The 14817-nt window shown below is 45.5% G+C and carries 16 protein-coding genes; 5 read left to right on the top strand and 11 right to left on the bottom strand.

Translation table 11 applies throughout. From position 1 onward, the window contains the following. Positions 1-67: 67 nt before the first annotated feature. Genes HPS55_RS07245 through rlmH form a run of 3 tightly spaced genes read left to right on the top strand, consistent with a single transcriptional unit; the run spans position 68 to position 1490 of the window. Positions 68-667, top strand: coding sequence for a LolA-like putative outer membrane lipoprotein chaperone (locus HPS55_RS07245; RefSeq protein ID WP_172175563.1), 600 nt, complete (start codon positions 68-70; stop codon positions 665-667). Between the two features lie 47 nt (positions 668-714). Further along, positions 715-1023, top strand: coding sequence for a DUF4491 family protein (locus HPS55_RS07250; protein ID WP_172175561.1), 309 nt, complete (start codon positions 715-717; stop codon positions 1021-1023). Then, the gene (rlmH, locus tag HPS55_RS07255) at positions 1020-1490 is read left to right on the top strand and encodes a 23S rRNA (pseudouridine(1915)-N(3))-methyltransferase RlmH (protein ID WP_172175559.1); all 471 of its coding nucleotides are present in this window, start codon (positions 1020-1022) and stop codon (positions 1488-1490) included. Before HPS55_RS07250 ends, rlmH begins: the two co-directional genes overlap by 4 nt. A 102-nt stretch (positions 1491-1592) precedes the next feature. Here the strand turns inward: rlmH and HPS55_RS07260 are convergent, their stop codons facing one another. The 8 genes from HPS55_RS07260 to HPS55_RS07295 all read right to left on the bottom strand — a co-directional run bounded on the left by HPS55_RS07260 (position 1593) and on the right by HPS55_RS07295 (position 7476). Next, on the bottom strand, positions 1593-1748 hold the full coding sequence (locus HPS55_RS07260; protein ID WP_172175557.1) for a DUF4295 domain-containing protein: 156 nt from the start codon (positions 1746-1748) through the stop codon (positions 1593-1595). A gap of 23 nt (positions 1749-1771) precedes the next feature. Further along, positions 1772-1960: a 50S ribosomal protein L33 gene (rpmG, locus tag HPS55_RS07265; protein ID WP_172175555.1), complete on the bottom strand. Its 189-nt coding sequence runs from the start codon at positions 1958-1960 to the stop codon at positions 1772-1774. Positions 1961-1965: 5 nt separating this feature from the next. Further along, positions 1966-2229, bottom strand: a complete 264-nt coding sequence (rpmB, locus tag HPS55_RS07270; protein ID WP_172175553.1) for a 50S ribosomal protein L28 — start codon at positions 2227-2229, stop codon at positions 1966-1968. Between the two features lie 123 nt (positions 2230-2352). Beyond that, on the bottom strand, positions 2353-2901 hold the full coding sequence (locus HPS55_RS07275; protein WP_172175551.1) for a CinA family protein: 549 nt from the start codon (positions 2899-2901) through the stop codon (positions 2353-2355). Positions 2902-2908: 7 nt separating this feature from the next. Then, positions 2909-3943, bottom strand: a complete 1035-nt coding sequence (tsaD, locus tag HPS55_RS07280) for a tRNA (adenosine(37)-N6)-threonylcarbamoyltransferase complex transferase subunit TsaD (protein ID WP_172175549.1) — start codon at positions 3941-3943, stop codon at positions 2909-2911. A 10-nt stretch (positions 3944-3953) separates the two neighbouring features. Next, a complete protein-coding gene (gene map / locus HPS55_RS07285) occupies positions 3954-4814 on the bottom strand; it encodes a type I methionyl aminopeptidase (protein WP_216653111.1) in 861 nt (286 codons plus the stop codon). Positions 4815-6077: 1263 nt separating this feature from the next. Then, positions 6078-6596 (bottom strand): RNA polymerase sigma factor, encoded by a 519-nt coding sequence (locus HPS55_RS07290; RefSeq protein ID WP_172175547.1) that lies wholly within the window; start codon positions 6594-6596, stop codon positions 6078-6080. Between the two features lie 253 nt (positions 6597-6849). Continuing rightward, positions 6850-7476: a fibrobacter succinogenes major paralogous domain-containing protein gene (locus HPS55_RS07295; protein WP_172175545.1), complete on the bottom strand. Its 627-nt coding sequence runs from the start codon at positions 7474-7476 to the stop codon at positions 6850-6852. 157 nt (positions 7477-7633) lie between these two features. Between HPS55_RS07295 and HPS55_RS07300 the strand changes: the two genes are divergently transcribed. Then, positions 7634-7918: a hypothetical protein gene (locus HPS55_RS07300; RefSeq protein ID WP_172175543.1), complete on the top strand. Its 285-nt coding sequence runs from the start codon at positions 7634-7636 to the stop codon at positions 7916-7918. 38 nt (positions 7919-7956) lie between these two features. Further along, on the top strand, positions 7957-10011 hold the full coding sequence (htpG, locus tag HPS55_RS07305) for a molecular chaperone HtpG (RefSeq protein ID WP_172175541.1): 2055 nt from the start codon (positions 7957-7959) through the stop codon (positions 10009-10011). 592 nt (positions 10012-10603) lie between these two features. Here htpG and HPS55_RS07310 read toward each other — a convergent pair. From HPS55_RS07310 to lptC, 3 genes are all read right to left on the bottom strand, one after another. Further along, the gene (locus HPS55_RS07310) at positions 10604-12748 is read right to left on the bottom strand and encodes a SurA N-terminal domain-containing protein (RefSeq protein WP_172175539.1); all 2145 of its coding nucleotides are present in this window, start codon (positions 12746-12748) and stop codon (positions 10604-10606) included. Between the two features lie 119 nt (positions 12749-12867). Further along, positions 12868-14127: a hemolysin family protein gene (locus tag HPS55_RS07315; protein ID WP_253945797.1), complete on the bottom strand. Its 1260-nt coding sequence runs from the start codon at positions 14125-14127 to the stop codon at positions 12868-12870. After that, complete coding sequence (gene lptC, locus HPS55_RS07320) at positions 14124-14789, bottom strand: LPS export ABC transporter periplasmic protein LptC (protein WP_172175537.1); 666 nt, start codon at positions 14787-14789, stop codon at positions 14124-14126. Before lptC ends, HPS55_RS07315 begins: the two co-directional genes overlap by 4 nt. Positions 14790-14817: the final 28 nt, after the last annotated feature.

Raw genomic sequence — 14817 nt, forward strand, 5'->3', positions numbered from 1 at the left:
ACGGATATTTGTGTAAATACAGTAATTAAAGAGATTGACCTATTTATTTAATGTAACAGACAAGACAATGAAAAAAATCAGCCTTATATTAATATCGATGTTAATGTGCAACATCATGATTGCCCAAACGGCAAAGAGCGTACTCGACAAGATAGCAGCAACAATAAGCAGCCGGACGGGGGTTACAGCCAACTTCAAGATATCAAACGTACAGAACGGAGGCATCAGCGGAACAATATCGGTGAAGGGAAAGAAATTCTATGCCACAACATCACAAGCCAACGTTTGGTTCGACGGAAAGACCCAATGGACCTATATGAAGAACAACAACGAAGTAAACGTCAACACACCTGGAGAAAACGAACTGCAGGCCATCAATCCGTACAACTTCATAAACATATATAAAAGCGGATTCACATACAGTATGAAGACTACCGGAAGCAACTACGAAGTACATCTCAAGGCAACAAACAGCAAACGTAGCATTCAGGAAATGTATATCTATGCCAACAAGACCACCTATGTACCGTCGCAAATAAAGATGAGACAAGGCAACAAATGGAGTACAATAAGCATCAGCGGTCTGAAAAGGTCGGCACTGAACGACAACATGTTCCGCTTCAATCCCAAATCATATCCCAACGTCGAGATAATAGACCTGAGATAACTGAAATAACCGACATCACTCTATAACCACAACCAAAACATACCCATATGCAGTTGTATTTCACAGGAATAATCATAGCAGTCAGCACATTTCTTATTATAGGCGTATTCCATCCAATAGTAATAAAGACGGAATATCACACTGGCACACGTTTCTGGTGGATCTTCCTACTGACAGGAGTGGCAGCCATTGCCTCCGCCCTGTTCGTAGAAAACGTTATCGTTTCGTCAGTACTCGGTGTAACAGGAGCATCGCTGCTATGGTCCATCGGAGAGTTGTTCGACCAAAAGAAACGTGTAAAGAAAGGATGGTTTCCGATGAATCCGAAACGTAAGCACGAATACGAGGACAAATGAAGACACTGCTGATACTCGTTGGGAAAACCGCTGACAAGAACTTTACAGCAGGCATAAATGACTATGTGCAGCGCATAAACCATTACATGCCGTTTGATATCATTACCATCCCCGAACTGAAAAACACGAAGAAGCTGACAGAGAATCAGCAAAAGCAACTTGAAGGCGAACTGATTGTAAAATACATACAGACATCGGACTATGTAGTACTTATGGACGAACACGGCAAAGAATATAGAAGCACGGACTTTGCAAAGTGGCTCGTACAGAAACAGAATACCGCCCGCAGACTTGTCTTCGTAATAGGCGGACCATACGGATTCTCACAACAGATATACGACAAGGCCAACGAAATGATATCGTTGTCCAAGATGACGTTCTCACATCAGATGGTACGCCTCATATTCACCGAACAACTATATAGAGCATGCACCATCATCAAGGGTGAACCGTATCATCATGAGTAATCCCGCAACACAGAGCCTTCTGCATGATATACAAAAAAAGACAGACCATACATCAATCGTACGGCCTGTCTTTTTATATTAATAAGTTATAAGATAAAATCTTTACTTAAAGAAGTCCTTAACGTCTTCGTTAGGAACCATACGCTCATCAAAGATGTAAGCACCGGTCTTGGGGCTCTTCACCATCTTGATGACCTTTGTATAAGCACGCCCATCCTTTGAACCTTCATGGAGGGTGGCGACGGTTTTCTTTGCCATATCTTAAGCGCTATATTATATAGTTATTTAATCTCTTTGTGAAGCGTCATCTTCTTCATAATAGGATTGTACTTCATCAATTCCATTCTCTCGGGAGTGTTCTTACGATTCTTTGTCGTAACGTAACGGCTTGTGCCGGGCAGTCCACTGTTCTTGATTTCAGTACACTCCAGAATGACCTGTACTCTGTTGCCTTTTGCTTTCTTTGCCATAGTGCTTAGTCTCCTATTACTTTAATGTCTTTCCACTCGCAAAATCCCTTTGCTACAGCCTGCTTAAGAGCGGCGTCGAGACCCACCTTGTTAATCATACGCAATCCGGCGGCACTGATCTTCAAACTAATCCAACATTCCTCTTCTACATAATAGAATTTCTTGCTGAACAGATTTACATCAAAGCTACGCTTGGTGCGATGTTTTGAGTGGGACACATGATTACCTATCTGTGCTTTCTTTCCCGTAATCTGACAAATCTTCGACATTTCTATCTAAGTTTTTGATTCCTTTTTTATAACTTATTCCAAACAGAGTGCAAAGTTAATATATTTTTTATAATATCCAAAACATTAACCCAAAAGAATCAATATTTTAAGAAATATTTTATATTATTCTGCTATACCCTCCTTTTTAGACACTTCAGTAGCATCTGCATTTTCTGCATCGGCGCTCTCTCCTTTCAGAAAATCCAGAAACATCTGCAAAGCCTTGTTGGTAGCTATGGCAAGATTGATATCTCTGCCATGGTCCTCTTCCACCTTGTATGTCACCACCTTATCGCGTGAACCGCATGCCAGCCATATCGTTCCTACCGGTATTCCGGGCGAGCCGCCCGACGGTCCGGCTATTCCGGTGGCGGCAATGGCATAGTCAGTGCAAAGAGTCTTACAGGCTCCTTTCACCATGCTCACGGCCACATCCTCGCATACTGCCGTCTTTTCCATCAGAATGTCATGGCTTACACCTAACAGACTTTCCTTCACCTCGTTTACATAAGATATAATGCCTCCCTTGAAATATTTTGAAGCTCCCGGCATGGATATAATCGCCTCTGCTATACGTCCGCCGGTACAGCTCTCGGCTGTTCCCAGCGTCTTCTCCATTTCCCAAAGTTGCAGACTTATCTCCCTGCTGATTATCTTACTTTCAAAATCCATATGTTTTTTATTTAAATGTTACCTTTGAGAATGCAGGCTTGTCTATGCTGCAAAAGTCACCGTCCAGATATTTATAATATCCCGTAATGCCGATCATTGCCGCATTGTCCGTTGTATAGCTGAATTTCGGGATGTATATTGTCCATCCGTAGCGTTCGGCGTGGTCGCGGAAAGCATTGCGCAGCCCGTTGTTGGCACTCACGCCCCCGGCCACTGCCACATGGTTGATGCCGGTCTGCTTCACTGCCTTGCGCAACTTCTTCATCAGAATGTCCACGACGGTATATTCCAGACTGGCAGCAATGTCTTCCTTATGCTTCTCGATGAAGTCCGGCTCTGCAGCCACCCAGTCGCGCATCGAATACAGGAATGATGTCTTCAATCCGCTGAAGCTGTAGTCAAGCCCCGGTATCTGAGGCTCGGCAAACTTGTAGGCATGCGGATTGCCCTGCCGGGCCAGACGGTCTATTATCGGCCCTCCCGGATATCCCAGCCCCATCACCTTGGAGCACTTGTCGATGGCCTCTCCTGCCGCGTCGTCTATCGTCTGCCCGAGCACCTGCATGTCGTTATAGGCATTCACACGCACTATCTGCGAGTTCCCGCCGCTTACGAGCAGACACAGGAACGGCAGCGGCGGCAGCGGCGCATCGGAACCATCCTCACGGATAAAGTGTGCAAGCACATGTCCCTGCAGATGGTTGACATCTATCAGCGGTATGCCGAGCGAGCGAGCGAATCCTTTGGCAAAACTCACCCCGACGAGCAACGAGCCCATCAGTCCCGGACCACGCGTGAAGGCGACAGCTGACAGCTGCTCCTTGGATATCCCGGCACGCTTAACGGCCTGATCCACCACCGGCACCACATTCTGCTGATGGGCGCGCGAGGCCAGTTCCGGCACAACCCCACCATAGCTCCTGTGTATCTCCTGACTCGCCGTGACATTGCTCAGCAGCACCCCGTCGCGAAGCACGGCTGCCGACGTATCGTCGCAGCTGCTCTCTATACCTAATATATATATATGCTTATCGTCAGCCATGTACCATCTTCTATCTTGTCAATATCTCAACGCCGTGTTCTGTCATGAGAAACGTGTGCTCCCATTGTGCGCTGGGTTTCTCGTCGCCCGTGATGACCTCCCAGCCATACTCGTCGTCGGCATCGATGAACACCTTCCACGTTCCCATATTAATCATGGGCTCGATGGTAAACACCATGCCCGGCACGAGCAGCATACCGGTGCCGCGATAACCGTAGTGTGCCACTTCCGGCTCCTCGTGAAACTTCAGCCCCACTCCATGTCCGCAAAGATCGCGCACCACTCCGTAGTGATATTTGTCGGCATGTTTCTGTATGGCGTGGCCGATGTCACCGACAAAACAATATGGCTTTGCCGTCTCGGCCCCTATCTCCAGGCACTCCTTTGCCACCCTCACGAGCTGTTCCTTTTCGGGGGTTGTCTTGCCTATTATGAACATTCGGGAGGCATCGGCATAATAGCCGTCAAGAATAGTCGTAAAATCCACATTGATAATGTCGCCCTCCTGCAGCACATCCTCTTCTTTCGGAATGCCGTGGCACACTACCTCGTTGATGCTTGTACACACGCTTTTGGGAAAACCTTCATAGTTGAGGCATGCCGGTACGGCTCCGTGCCCCACACAATAGTCATAACAAATCTTGTCTATTTCCAGTGTATTCATACCTGCATGTATATGTTTTGCCACCTCGTCGAGTACACCGGTGTTCACTTCGCCGCTCTTCCTGATGCCCTCTATCTGCTCGGGAGTCAGTATCAAGTCGCGGGTAGGTACGAGTTTGCCTTTGTTCTCCCAATACATCACCTGCTTATCCAGCTCGGTGACTCCCTGCGATGGGTCAACGTGCCATCTTCTCTTCTTCTTAAACATAATTGCGTATGCTTTTAAAAAACACTGCAAAAGTACAATAATTCTTTCAAATAACTGCAACTATAACAGTTTTCTTGTATTTAAAAACATCGATAATAAAAGCGTTATAAAATACTTTTTATGTACTTTCGCTACATTGCCGCCTCGTCATGTTGTGGCAAAACAAAGGAAAAGCCTTATAACTATTTTATTGACGCCCCTCAGGACGAATTCTCCAAAAAACGGAAACAATTCTCCGAAACGCAAATTTCGGTATGAAAAATGCGGTCCGAATTCTCCGTTTTATCGATTTAACATATGTTAATGGGTACATCGGGACTGCCAATTCTCCGCTTTTTCAAGAAACATGTTGGTTTTTCTGACAACTGCGTCATGCCTCCTTCGTTCACGCAACACAGCACAGATGCACAGCCATACACCCTGTCCCCGTAAACTTCACTGACAAAGCGACGTATGCCCGTCATGTGTCTACCACAACCTGACGCGCAGACAATGTCAAAATTATTGGTGCAATATCAAAAACGGAGAATTCGGAGAATTGAAAAACAAGGTATACACTATATACGATTCACGTATGGTATATTTCAATCTGTTATATATAATATATATTATATATAACAGATTGAAATATAAAATATTTGATTACAATATATAAGAAGCAGTTGTACACCCTGTTTTCGGAGATTCTCCGTTTTCAATTCTCCGAAAACAGGCACTTTTGTAATAAAAAAAACCGAACCACATCCGCCGTATTCCATATTTAAAACGCATTATGGAACAAACACCGCTTTATTCTGTAAACATATTACGCAGTGTATCCGACGGAGAAAACGGAGAATTGGCTGTCCCAAAACACCCATTAACATATCTTAAATCGGTAAAACGGAGAATTCAAGCAGCACTTTTCGTCCCCAAAACACCCTTCCGAGAACCCGCTGCGCCGTTTTTCTTGCCCGTTTTCACCTCCGTTGCCGGAAGGCCATGCCGTGCAAAAGTACCAAAAACATCATCCGCCAACGCAATATAACATCACAAACAGCCGCTTTCATATACCCAAAGCGGCACTTTCGCATCCTCAAAGTGCCACTTTCACACTGCAAAAGTGCCGCTTTCGCATCTCCAAAGTGCCGCTTTCACAATATCCGTCAGAGATGAAACAAGTTTCACTTTGCTCACCTTCTCATCCTCCCCATGGAAATATTGAAAAACGGCTACCCCTTGATGGCAGATATCCAATCGTAAAAATCTACACACAATTTAAAGTCATGCCAACATGCGCCTCATATACATCCTCATCATCTTACGCGCAATGCCCAGACGGTTTTCCACGCTCTTGTAGTTTTCATGGAGACACTCCGATATTTCCGACACTTGCATGCCCTCGACCACGTTCATACGATATATGCTGCGCTGTCCGGCCGACAGTCGGGCCATGCCACGCTCCAGAATCTCGCATATGTCGACAGCCGAATATACCGAGCTGCAACCGGCCTCGCCCAACTTGCCCGACACCTTGTGTATATAATGCTCATATTCCTCAACCACCGCACGATGCCGCAGGTAATCATATATCATATTGCGCGCCATTGTATATACAAGGCACGGCAACGTGACAGCAGAGACTATCTTGTCCGATTCAAGCAATTTCAGAAATATATCATGCACGATATCCTCGCTTTCAGCCGAATAGTCCATGCGTTTTAAGACAAAGGCCTTCACCTCTCCGACATGCAGACGATAGTAGTCTGTTATCAGTCTTTTGGAAACTTCAGGTTCTGTCATTTGTTTTATAGCTTTTAGTTTGTCAAAGGCAAAGTTAACATTTTCCCGACTAAAAACATACACAATGCCGTTTAAAAATCATCAGACAACCAAATATTCACCCTCTAAACGACAAATCATACACCGCTGAAAACTCCGCAAGGCATGTCCGGACGAAACATGAAATACAAGTATTCAGATGACTTTTTCTCAAAAGGAATCATACGGTAAGGATACTCTTCCGCACTTTGTACAAACGTGGATGTACTCCGTATCATTCTGATACAAGCCGCACACTGTGCCTGTATTGGCGACTGTGAAAATAGGAATCGAAATAGTCACTGCCGAAACACAGTCCGTAAGCAGAATCGTCAACGTTCCCGTCGGAACTCCAATAAAAACGGCGTACCCCCACAGCGCTGGATGTCCCGCTCTCAACGGAACGGGGTGAAGAGCTCCAATAATAACCGAGTACACCCACATAGAGAGACGACGAACCGCCGTACCAACCGGCGGCAGGAAGAAAAATCGACTTGCCATTATTACCGATGACAATATAGCCCTCGTTGCCGTCTTGTACAGTCCATTCTTTCTTACATTTATTTACCAACTCGTCTATCTCCGCTTTTGTCGGCAGGCGCCAGCTGCCGCCCCAGTTCGCAAGGTCAGATGTTTCACCCCAAGCAAAGTAAGAGCCGTAGCCGGAGGGAGAAGAGGCGCCGACATTGCACGTAGCCCACTTCACGCTAAGACCGAGGTCTACATAGTCGTGACCGGAAATGCTACCGGTGAGGGGCTTCGCGGATTCCGCCACAGCCTGTGACTTGGGCTTTACTGGGTTTCGGCTTTGGGACAGAAGGACACCATTGCTCCGAGACGACTTTGGAAATTTACGAAGCATCTTGTTTGGGGCATCGGCTGACAGACAGGAGATGTCGCATAAAAAGAAAACAAACAATATTATTCTGTACATATCTCTTAACTTAATATATTGACAATATTCATAATTCATACTTCTGATATACAAAAGTATAAAAAAAAACGGAAACAAAAAGAAAATGCAGAAAAATACACAAGAAATCGCAAAAAACAGTGTCGATTGGATCAGATATGCAGCTAAACTTATCACAGTCTTGGCACATGTCTTTCATGTCATACTCTTACAAAAGCAGAATCATAAAGCAGGAAAAGCAGGCATATCGCCAGTTTGTTGTATGTGGAATCAACTCCCTCGTCCTGCTATAGATATTCGGCTAAACCGTTATCTGCCCAATGCAACGGTTAAAGAGGGATATCCCCGCCCTCATACATTTTGGCACACTATTTGCTTTCATAGAAACTAAAAAAATACAACAACCATATAACAAAAATAAAAAATATCATGCAGAAAGGTAATATCGGGGTTACAACCGAGAACATATTCCCCGTCATCAAAAAGTTCTTGTATTCGGATCATGAGATTTTCCTGCGCGAGATGGTATCCAACGCCGTCGACGCCACGCAGAAACTGAAGACACTTGCCGACAAGGGCGAATTCAAAGGCGAACTCGGCGACCTGACCGTGCGCATAGCCATAGACGAGGCTGCCGGCACCATCACCATCAGCGACCGGGGCATAGGCATGACCGAAGAAGAGATTGACAAATACATCAACCAGATAGCATTCTCGGGAGTGAACGACTTTCTCGAAAAATATAAGGACAACGCCAACAACATAATCGGACATTTCGGACTCGGATTCTACTCGTCGTTCATGGTGAGCAAGAAAGTGGAGATTGTCACACGCAGTCACAAAGACGGAGCAAAAGCCGTGAAATGGAGCTGCGACGGCAGTCCGGCATACGAAATCGACGACGCAGAGAAAGAAGACCGCGGTTCGGACATCATTCTCTACATCGATGACGACTGCAAGGAGTTTCTCGAAAAGAGCAAGATTGAGGAACTGCTCAACAAGTACTGCAAGTTCCTGCCAGTGCCCGTGGCTTTCGGAAAGAAGACTGAATGGAAAGACGGCAAGCAAGTGGATACCGACGAAGACAACATCATAAACAATGTGGAACCGCTGTGGACAAAGGCACCGAGCACGCTCAAGGACGAAGACTACAAGTCGTTCTACCGCACGCTCTACCCCATGCAGGACGAGCCCATGTTCTGGATTCACCTTAACGTGGACTACCCGTTCAACCTCACCGGCATACTCTACTTCCCGCGCATCAAGTCAAACATCGACCTGCAGCGCAACAAGATACAGCTATACTGCAACCAAGTCTTCGTCACAGACCAGGTCGAGGGCATCGTACCCGAGTTCCTCACGCTGCTGCACGGCGTGATTGACTCTCCGGACATCCCCCTCAACGTGAGCCGCTCATACCTGCAAAGTGACCGCGACGTAAAGAAGATTTCGACATACATCACAAAGAAAGTGAGCGACCGTCTGCAAAGCATCTTCAAGGAAGACCGCAAGGGATATGAAGAGAAGTGGGACGATCTGAAACTCTTCATCAACTACGGCATGCTCAGCGAGGAGAGCTTCTACGATCGTGCAAAGGATTTCGCGCTGATGAAGGACAGCGAAGGAAAATACTTCACTTTCGACGAATACCGCACCCTGATCAAGGACAACCAGACCGACAAGGACGGACAGCTTGTCTACCTCTACTCCACCGACAAGGAAGAGCAGTACAGCTACATCGAATCGGCCAAGGCCAAAGGATACAGCGTGATGATGCTCGACGGACAGCTTGACGTTCCCGTCGTGTCAATGCTCGAGCAGAAGCTGGAGAAGAGTCGCTTTACCCGCGTGGACAGCGACATCATAGACCGTATCATCGCCAAGGAAGACATCAAGAAAAGCGAACTTAATGACGACGAACGTGACAATCTGTCAGACGTATTCCGCTCACAGATGCCACAACTTCCGAAATCGGAGTTCTACGTGGAGGTACAGAGCCTCGGCGAGACCGGCTCGCCTGTAGTCATAACGCAGAACGAGTACATGCGACGCATGAAAGACATGAGCCGCTTCCAGGCCGGAATGAACTTCTACGCACAGATGCCCGACAGCTACAACCTTATCCTCAACAGCGACCATCCGCTGATAAAGAAGGTTGTCGACGACTGCGCCGCCAACACGGCAGAAGCACTGAAACCTATCGTCAGCGAACTGAAAGGCCAGGAAGCACGCCGCGCTGCCCTCAACCAAAGTCAGGGCAAGAAGAAGCCGGAGGAAATCACACAGGAAGAAAAAGACGATCTGCAGAACACCGAGAAAGCCATTACAGAGCAGAAAGACAAGAAAAAGGCCGTACTCACCGACTATGCCAAAGGCAACAGCATCGTACACCAGCTCATCGACCTCGCTCTCCTGCAAAACGGCATGCTCAAGGGCGCATCACTCGATGCGTTCCTCAAGCGCTCGATAGAACTGATAAAATAAGATCCAAATTGTCTCGAAGCAATCAGGGAGGATGCCATAATGCTTATGGTATCCTCCCTGTTTTATATAAAACTATCAAATATCTCCCAAAAGCGAATATTTGCATCATTTGAACGGGAAGACAATCATCCCCCCTTTCCCATGTCAGGGCTCCAGCAGTTCGATTCAAGAGTGAACATCCATGAATTGTCGGAAACTTGTCTTATATCGAACTCAATTTAAGTAAGCCAGTAAACAAAATTAAACCACATAATCGGACGGACATAGGATGAACGCGCCAGGGAAGGGCAAAAGCATAAAAACATATGGGATATTGAAATTGTAAATGTCTGATAATTAATGCTTTTGCCCTTTTAGGGCGAATGGATACAATCGTGTTGTTCCCAGGGTGCCGCTACGCTCTGCCCCGGGCTGTATGCTTGTTGCCTCTGCGGGGCGTATCCATCCTACGTACGGACGATAATACAGTTTAATTTTGTTGACTAATTTATCTAATCCCAACTATTGAAAGCACCACTATGACAAAACGGGGATACGCATACAAGATGCGCATCCCCGCTTTATTATATATCAATATATCCGATATACTTTCTTAGAAGAACAGATAACGGTTGTCCACTACATCTGATTTCAAGTAAAGCTCACCAATCAGACGGTTGGGATTTGCTGCCATCATAGCCTGCTCGTGAAGTCTCTTCTCAAACGCCTTGGAATCGAACTTCTCACCCGCACGCTGAGCCTTTGTCTTGACCTTTACCATGAAGGCGCCACCGTTACCCTTTATCACACGAGGACAGAACTGACCCTGCTTTGTGGCAGCAACAGCACCGCTCAAAGCCGGCTCGCTTGTACGTGTGGCAGGGACGAAAGCCGGCGCATTAAATGTCACCTGGGCAATCTCTGTAACATCGGCACCTTTGCTTTTGGCTTCGGATATACTCTTTGCACCGGCAAGTTTGCCGCTAAGTTGCTCGAATTTCTTATCACGGATAACCTCTGACTTCACAATATCCTTGACATCCTCAAGGGCACGATAGCCGACAGGATGTATCTTTGTCATGGCAATAACCATCATCCGATCGTTGTCACCACACTCATAGAGCGGAGAAACTTCACCGGCCTTAGCCTCGAAAATCCACTTCAGAGCATCGCGGGTGCTACGTATGCCGTTCACACCATGCTCGGCATTTGTAAGGTCCTTGCGCTCCTGAACGGTAAATCCGTATTTTGAAGCATTCTTCTCCATCGCATCCAAGGTCTGATTCTCGCTTACAAACTGGCTGAACTTATTGTATGCCGCAGAATATGTATCTTTAGAAAAATCTATTGTATGCTTTACAACGGCCGCAACATACTTGTCAACCATGGCTTTGCGATTTGTAACCTGAAGAATGATGTTACCCTGTGCAAACTCAAGATTCTTGATTTCGTTGGTACCGAGATTGTTCAAAGTCTCGATATATTGCTTGGTATCAGCATCGAACGACTGGGAATTCTCGTACATAGCAGTTGTAAACCATGCCTTGGAACCAGTCTGGTTATACTTCTTGGCAATTTCGTCAAAGTCGGCACCGGCCTGCAAAGCAGCGTAAACGCTGTCGGCTGTCTTGCGGGCAGCCTCAACAGTCTCACCGCCTATCTGTATCTGACGATACTCGACAGAGTCTGGCAACTGCACCTTTGAGATGAGTTTGACAACATTCATTGTGTTGTCATATTTGGTTTCAAAGGGCGATGTGGTCTCGCCAACCGACATAGAATCTATACGTGTTGCGATATCATTCGAATATGCCTTACGTGTGACAGGCACACCTGTATAGGTATATACAGACTTTGCTTTACGTGTAACCTCTGAAGGATTGTTTCCCTCCTTGAGATTTTCCGCAGCCTCTTTCATTGTCTGCAGAAGAGCCCCACGATCTTTATCTGAAGGTTTTACCTGAAAATCTACATATTTTATATCACGGCTTTCAATATACTGCTTGAACTTCTCTTTATCCTCGTCATACTTTGCCTTAAGGTCTGCATCGCTCACCTGTATCTTGTCGTCGCTGATTGTGGTATAGGCAATAGAAGCCAGTTCGACACTGTTGTCTACATACTGACCCTCGAAAGCCATCTTTGCTGAAATAGGATTTGAAATCAGGCTATTGGCCAACAGATTCTGATATTTGATATTGAGAGTCTGCTGACGCAGTGTCTTCTCTATAAACTTCCAATAGCTGTATATTGTTCTATACTGCTCTGCAATCTGAGGATTCTGAGAACCGATATTTTTATAATCGGAAAGGAACTTTGTCAACATTGACACATCAAAAAGCCCAGTCTGCTGATTCACAAAAGGTGTCTGCTTGAGAATTTGACTCTTTCCCTCACGAAGTATGTTCTGAAGCTCCTCATCAGTCACCGTCAGTCCCACTTTCTTTGCCTCGTTTGCCAATATGGCATTGTTGACGTATGTATTCCACACCTGATCCTTGAGTCCATTCAGTTCATCTTCAGTGAGATTCTCTCGTCCTTGAGTCATCTTGACTACTTCCTGATACTCATCTACAAGGGCCTGAAACTCCTGAACGGAAATTTTCTCTCCCAAGACTTCACCAACTTGCTGACGTGCCGCGTTGCCTGTAGCTTCGCAAGAACGGACAAATTCTTCAGCGATAAACGCAAAAAGGCCGAGACCTATGATTGCGACCAAAATTGCGCCTCTTTTTCTAATTGTTCCTAATGCTGCCATTACTTTTATTGATTATTTTTTATTATTCTTTCTTCTTGATTAAAAGATTATTGTCACTTTAGCGGACAAAATTACTAAAATTATAGCAAATAACGGTATAAATAGCTCAAAAAAATAGCTCATTCCATGACTTTTAGCTTAACTATTTCTATTTTTGTCATAGTGTTTTTGATTATCTTAAATTCAAATTTCCCTATCTTCACGATTTCATTCAGCTTCGGAAAACTCTGATATTCGTGAAGGATGAGTCCTCCGACAGTCATATAATCGTCATTTTCGGGAAGTTCCAGCCCGAACCTTTCGTTGACTTTCTCTATTTCAAGGCGTGCTGAGAGTATATATTCGTCAACATCTGTCTGCGTGGCAATATAGTTGTTGTTGTCATGCTCGTCCTCTATGTCTCCGAATATCTCTTCAACAATATCCTCAAGGGCAATAAGCCCGCTCGTTCCTCCAAACTCGTCGACCACGACACCCAGACTTTTCTTTTGCTGAAGGAAAATATGCATGAGTTTGCTAACTGCCATTATCTCCGGAACGTACGGCATTGTACATATGCACTCTTTCCATCTGTCCGAATTGCGGAACATCTCTGACGAATGGATATAACCCACTATGTGGTCAATATCTCCCTTATAGACAATAATCTTTGAGAATCCGCTTTCTATGAAACGGTTTTTAAGTTCTTCCAACGTACAATTGTCTATATCCACGGCTTCTATCTCCGTGCGCGGCACCATACAGTCGCGCACCTTAGTGTCCGAAAAATCAAGGGCGTTGTGAAATATCTTCACCTCATCCTCTATATCGTCCGCATCCTTGGCATTGTCTATGCTACTCTGCACAAGATAGTCAAGGTCTATCTTGGTAAATTCCTTATCTTCTCTCTCCTTATGCATCTTGACACCAACAATACGGAGAATGATACGGGATAGAGATGTTGAAAAGCGTGATATGGGATAAAGCACCACATAGCATATAAAAGCCGGTATGGCAAATATGGACAGCATTGCATTAGGATTGCTCTTGAATATTGTCTTAGGCATAAACTCACCGGTAAACAGTACTACGATTGTAGACAATATCGTATCGGCTGTTACGCGCTGTCCGTCGTTGAGGCCACTGAAAATGGTGCTGTCAAATATTTGTGCGAACAATATTCCATAAACGACCAATGCTATATTGTTGCCAACAAGCATTGTGCTGACGAAATTATTAGGATGACGGTAGAAGAAACCTATTGCCTTGTGCGCTATACCGCTTTTTCCACGTTCCATTTCTGCCAACAGTCTGTTGCCTGACACGAAAGCTATCTCCATTCCTGAGAAGAATGCGGAGAATACCATTGTTATTATAAGTCCTATTATCTGCTCTGTCATTGTCTTGTAAATGTGTTTTTTGATGCCGCACGCGGTGTTGCCGCCGGACGAATCTGCACTGCAGCTGTATCGGTTGTATCGGTCTTGTTCTCGTTCATGTCCAACGTATCGTTGCTCCCGTCGACAGCCGATTTCACGAACGAACCGGCAGAATTGGACACTGTGTAACGCGTCATGCTCTCATCACTACGGAAATAAGAGCCTTGCAACGTCCGCTCCGGAGTTATCACACGCGAATATTTGTTTGAATACAGCTCATGGGCCCTGCCGTCCCAAAACAGCTCTTCACTCATGAATCGAAGCCCGTTGACATTACGAACTCGCACCCTGCCACGAAGTTCCCACAATTTCAGTTGGTCATAATACCATGCGGTATCAGCCTGGACATACGCTTGCAAACGGAACTTATCGTCAAATTGTTCAAAAAAAACTCCTTTGATGAATGTCCAACGCGAAGGCTGTTTTATCTGGTTGACATCCCAACACTCCGACACAATCCTATACTTAATGACACCTGAATCGGAAACAAGTGTATTGACACCATAACTTGTCATAACAGATACAGAATCGCGGTCGTAGATTGGCGGTGCGGTATGCTCAGTCTCTTCTGTACACGACACAAACAAGAATAAGAGTACAAGGATGTTCAATACATTCCTCATACCCCTTTCATGAGTTGTCAGACAACTA

Source organism: Xylanibacter rodentium (assembly GCF_013166575.1).
GTDB lineage: Bacteria > Bacteroidota > Bacteroidia > Bacteroidales > Bacteroidaceae > Prevotella > Prevotella rodentium.

Bases quoted from the DNA above. Each gene is read 5' to 3' on its own strand.
- HPS55_RS07245 (WP_172175563.1), top strand. From the start codon at position 68: ATGAAAAAAATCAGCCTTATATTAATATCGATGTTAATGTGCAACATC.
- HPS55_RS07250 (WP_172175561.1), top strand. From the start codon at position 715: ATGCAGTTGTATTTCACAGGAATAATCATAGCAGTCAGCACATTTCTT.
- rlmH (WP_172175559.1), top strand. From the start codon at position 1,020: ATGAAGACACTGCTGATACTCGTTGGGAAAACCGCTGACAAGAACTTT.
- HPS55_RS07260 (WP_172175557.1), bottom strand. From the start codon at position 1,748: ATGGCAAAGAAAACCGTCGCCACCCTCCATGAAGGTTCAAAGGATGGG.
- rpmG (WP_172175555.1), bottom strand. From the start codon at position 1,960: ATGGCAAAGAAAGCAAAAGGCAACAGAGTACAGGTCATTCTGGAGTGT.
- rpmB (WP_172175553.1), bottom strand. From the start codon at position 2,229: ATGTCGAAGATTTGTCAGATTACGGGAAAGAAAGCACAGATAGGTAAT.
- HPS55_RS07275 (WP_172175551.1), bottom strand. From the start codon at position 2,901: ATGGATTTTGAAAGTAAGATAATCAGCAGGGAGATAAGTCTGCAACTT.
- tsaD (WP_172175549.1), bottom strand. From the start codon at position 3,943: ATGGCTGACGATAAGCATATATATATATTAGGTATAGAGAGCAGCTGC.
- map (WP_216653111.1), bottom strand. From the start codon at position 4,814: ATGTTTAAGAAGAAGAGAAGATGGCACGTTGACCCATCGCAGGGAGTC.
- HPS55_RS07290 (WP_172175547.1), bottom strand. From the start codon at position 6,596: ATGACAGAACCTGAAGTTTCCAAAAGACTGATAACAGACTACTATCGT.
- HPS55_RS07295 (WP_172175545.1), bottom strand. From the start codon at position 7,476: ATGCTTCGTAAATTTCCAAAGTCGTCTCGGAGCAATGGTGTCCTTCTG.
- HPS55_RS07300 (WP_172175543.1), top strand. From the start codon at position 7,634: ATGCAGAAAAATACACAAGAAATCGCAAAAAACAGTGTCGATTGGATC.
- htpG (WP_172175541.1), top strand. From the start codon at position 7,957: ATGCAGAAAGGTAATATCGGGGTTACAACCGAGAACATATTCCCCGTC.
- HPS55_RS07310 (WP_172175539.1), bottom strand. From the start codon at position 12,748: ATGGCAGCATTAGGAACAATTAGAAAAAGAGGCGCAATTTTGGTCGCA.
- HPS55_RS07315 (WP_253945797.1), bottom strand. From the start codon at position 14,127: ATGACAGAGCAGATAATAGGACTTATAATAACAATGGTATTCTCCGCA.
- lptC (WP_172175537.1), bottom strand. From the start codon at position 14,789: ATGAGGAATGTATTGAACATCCTTGTACTCTTATTCTTGTTTGTGTCG.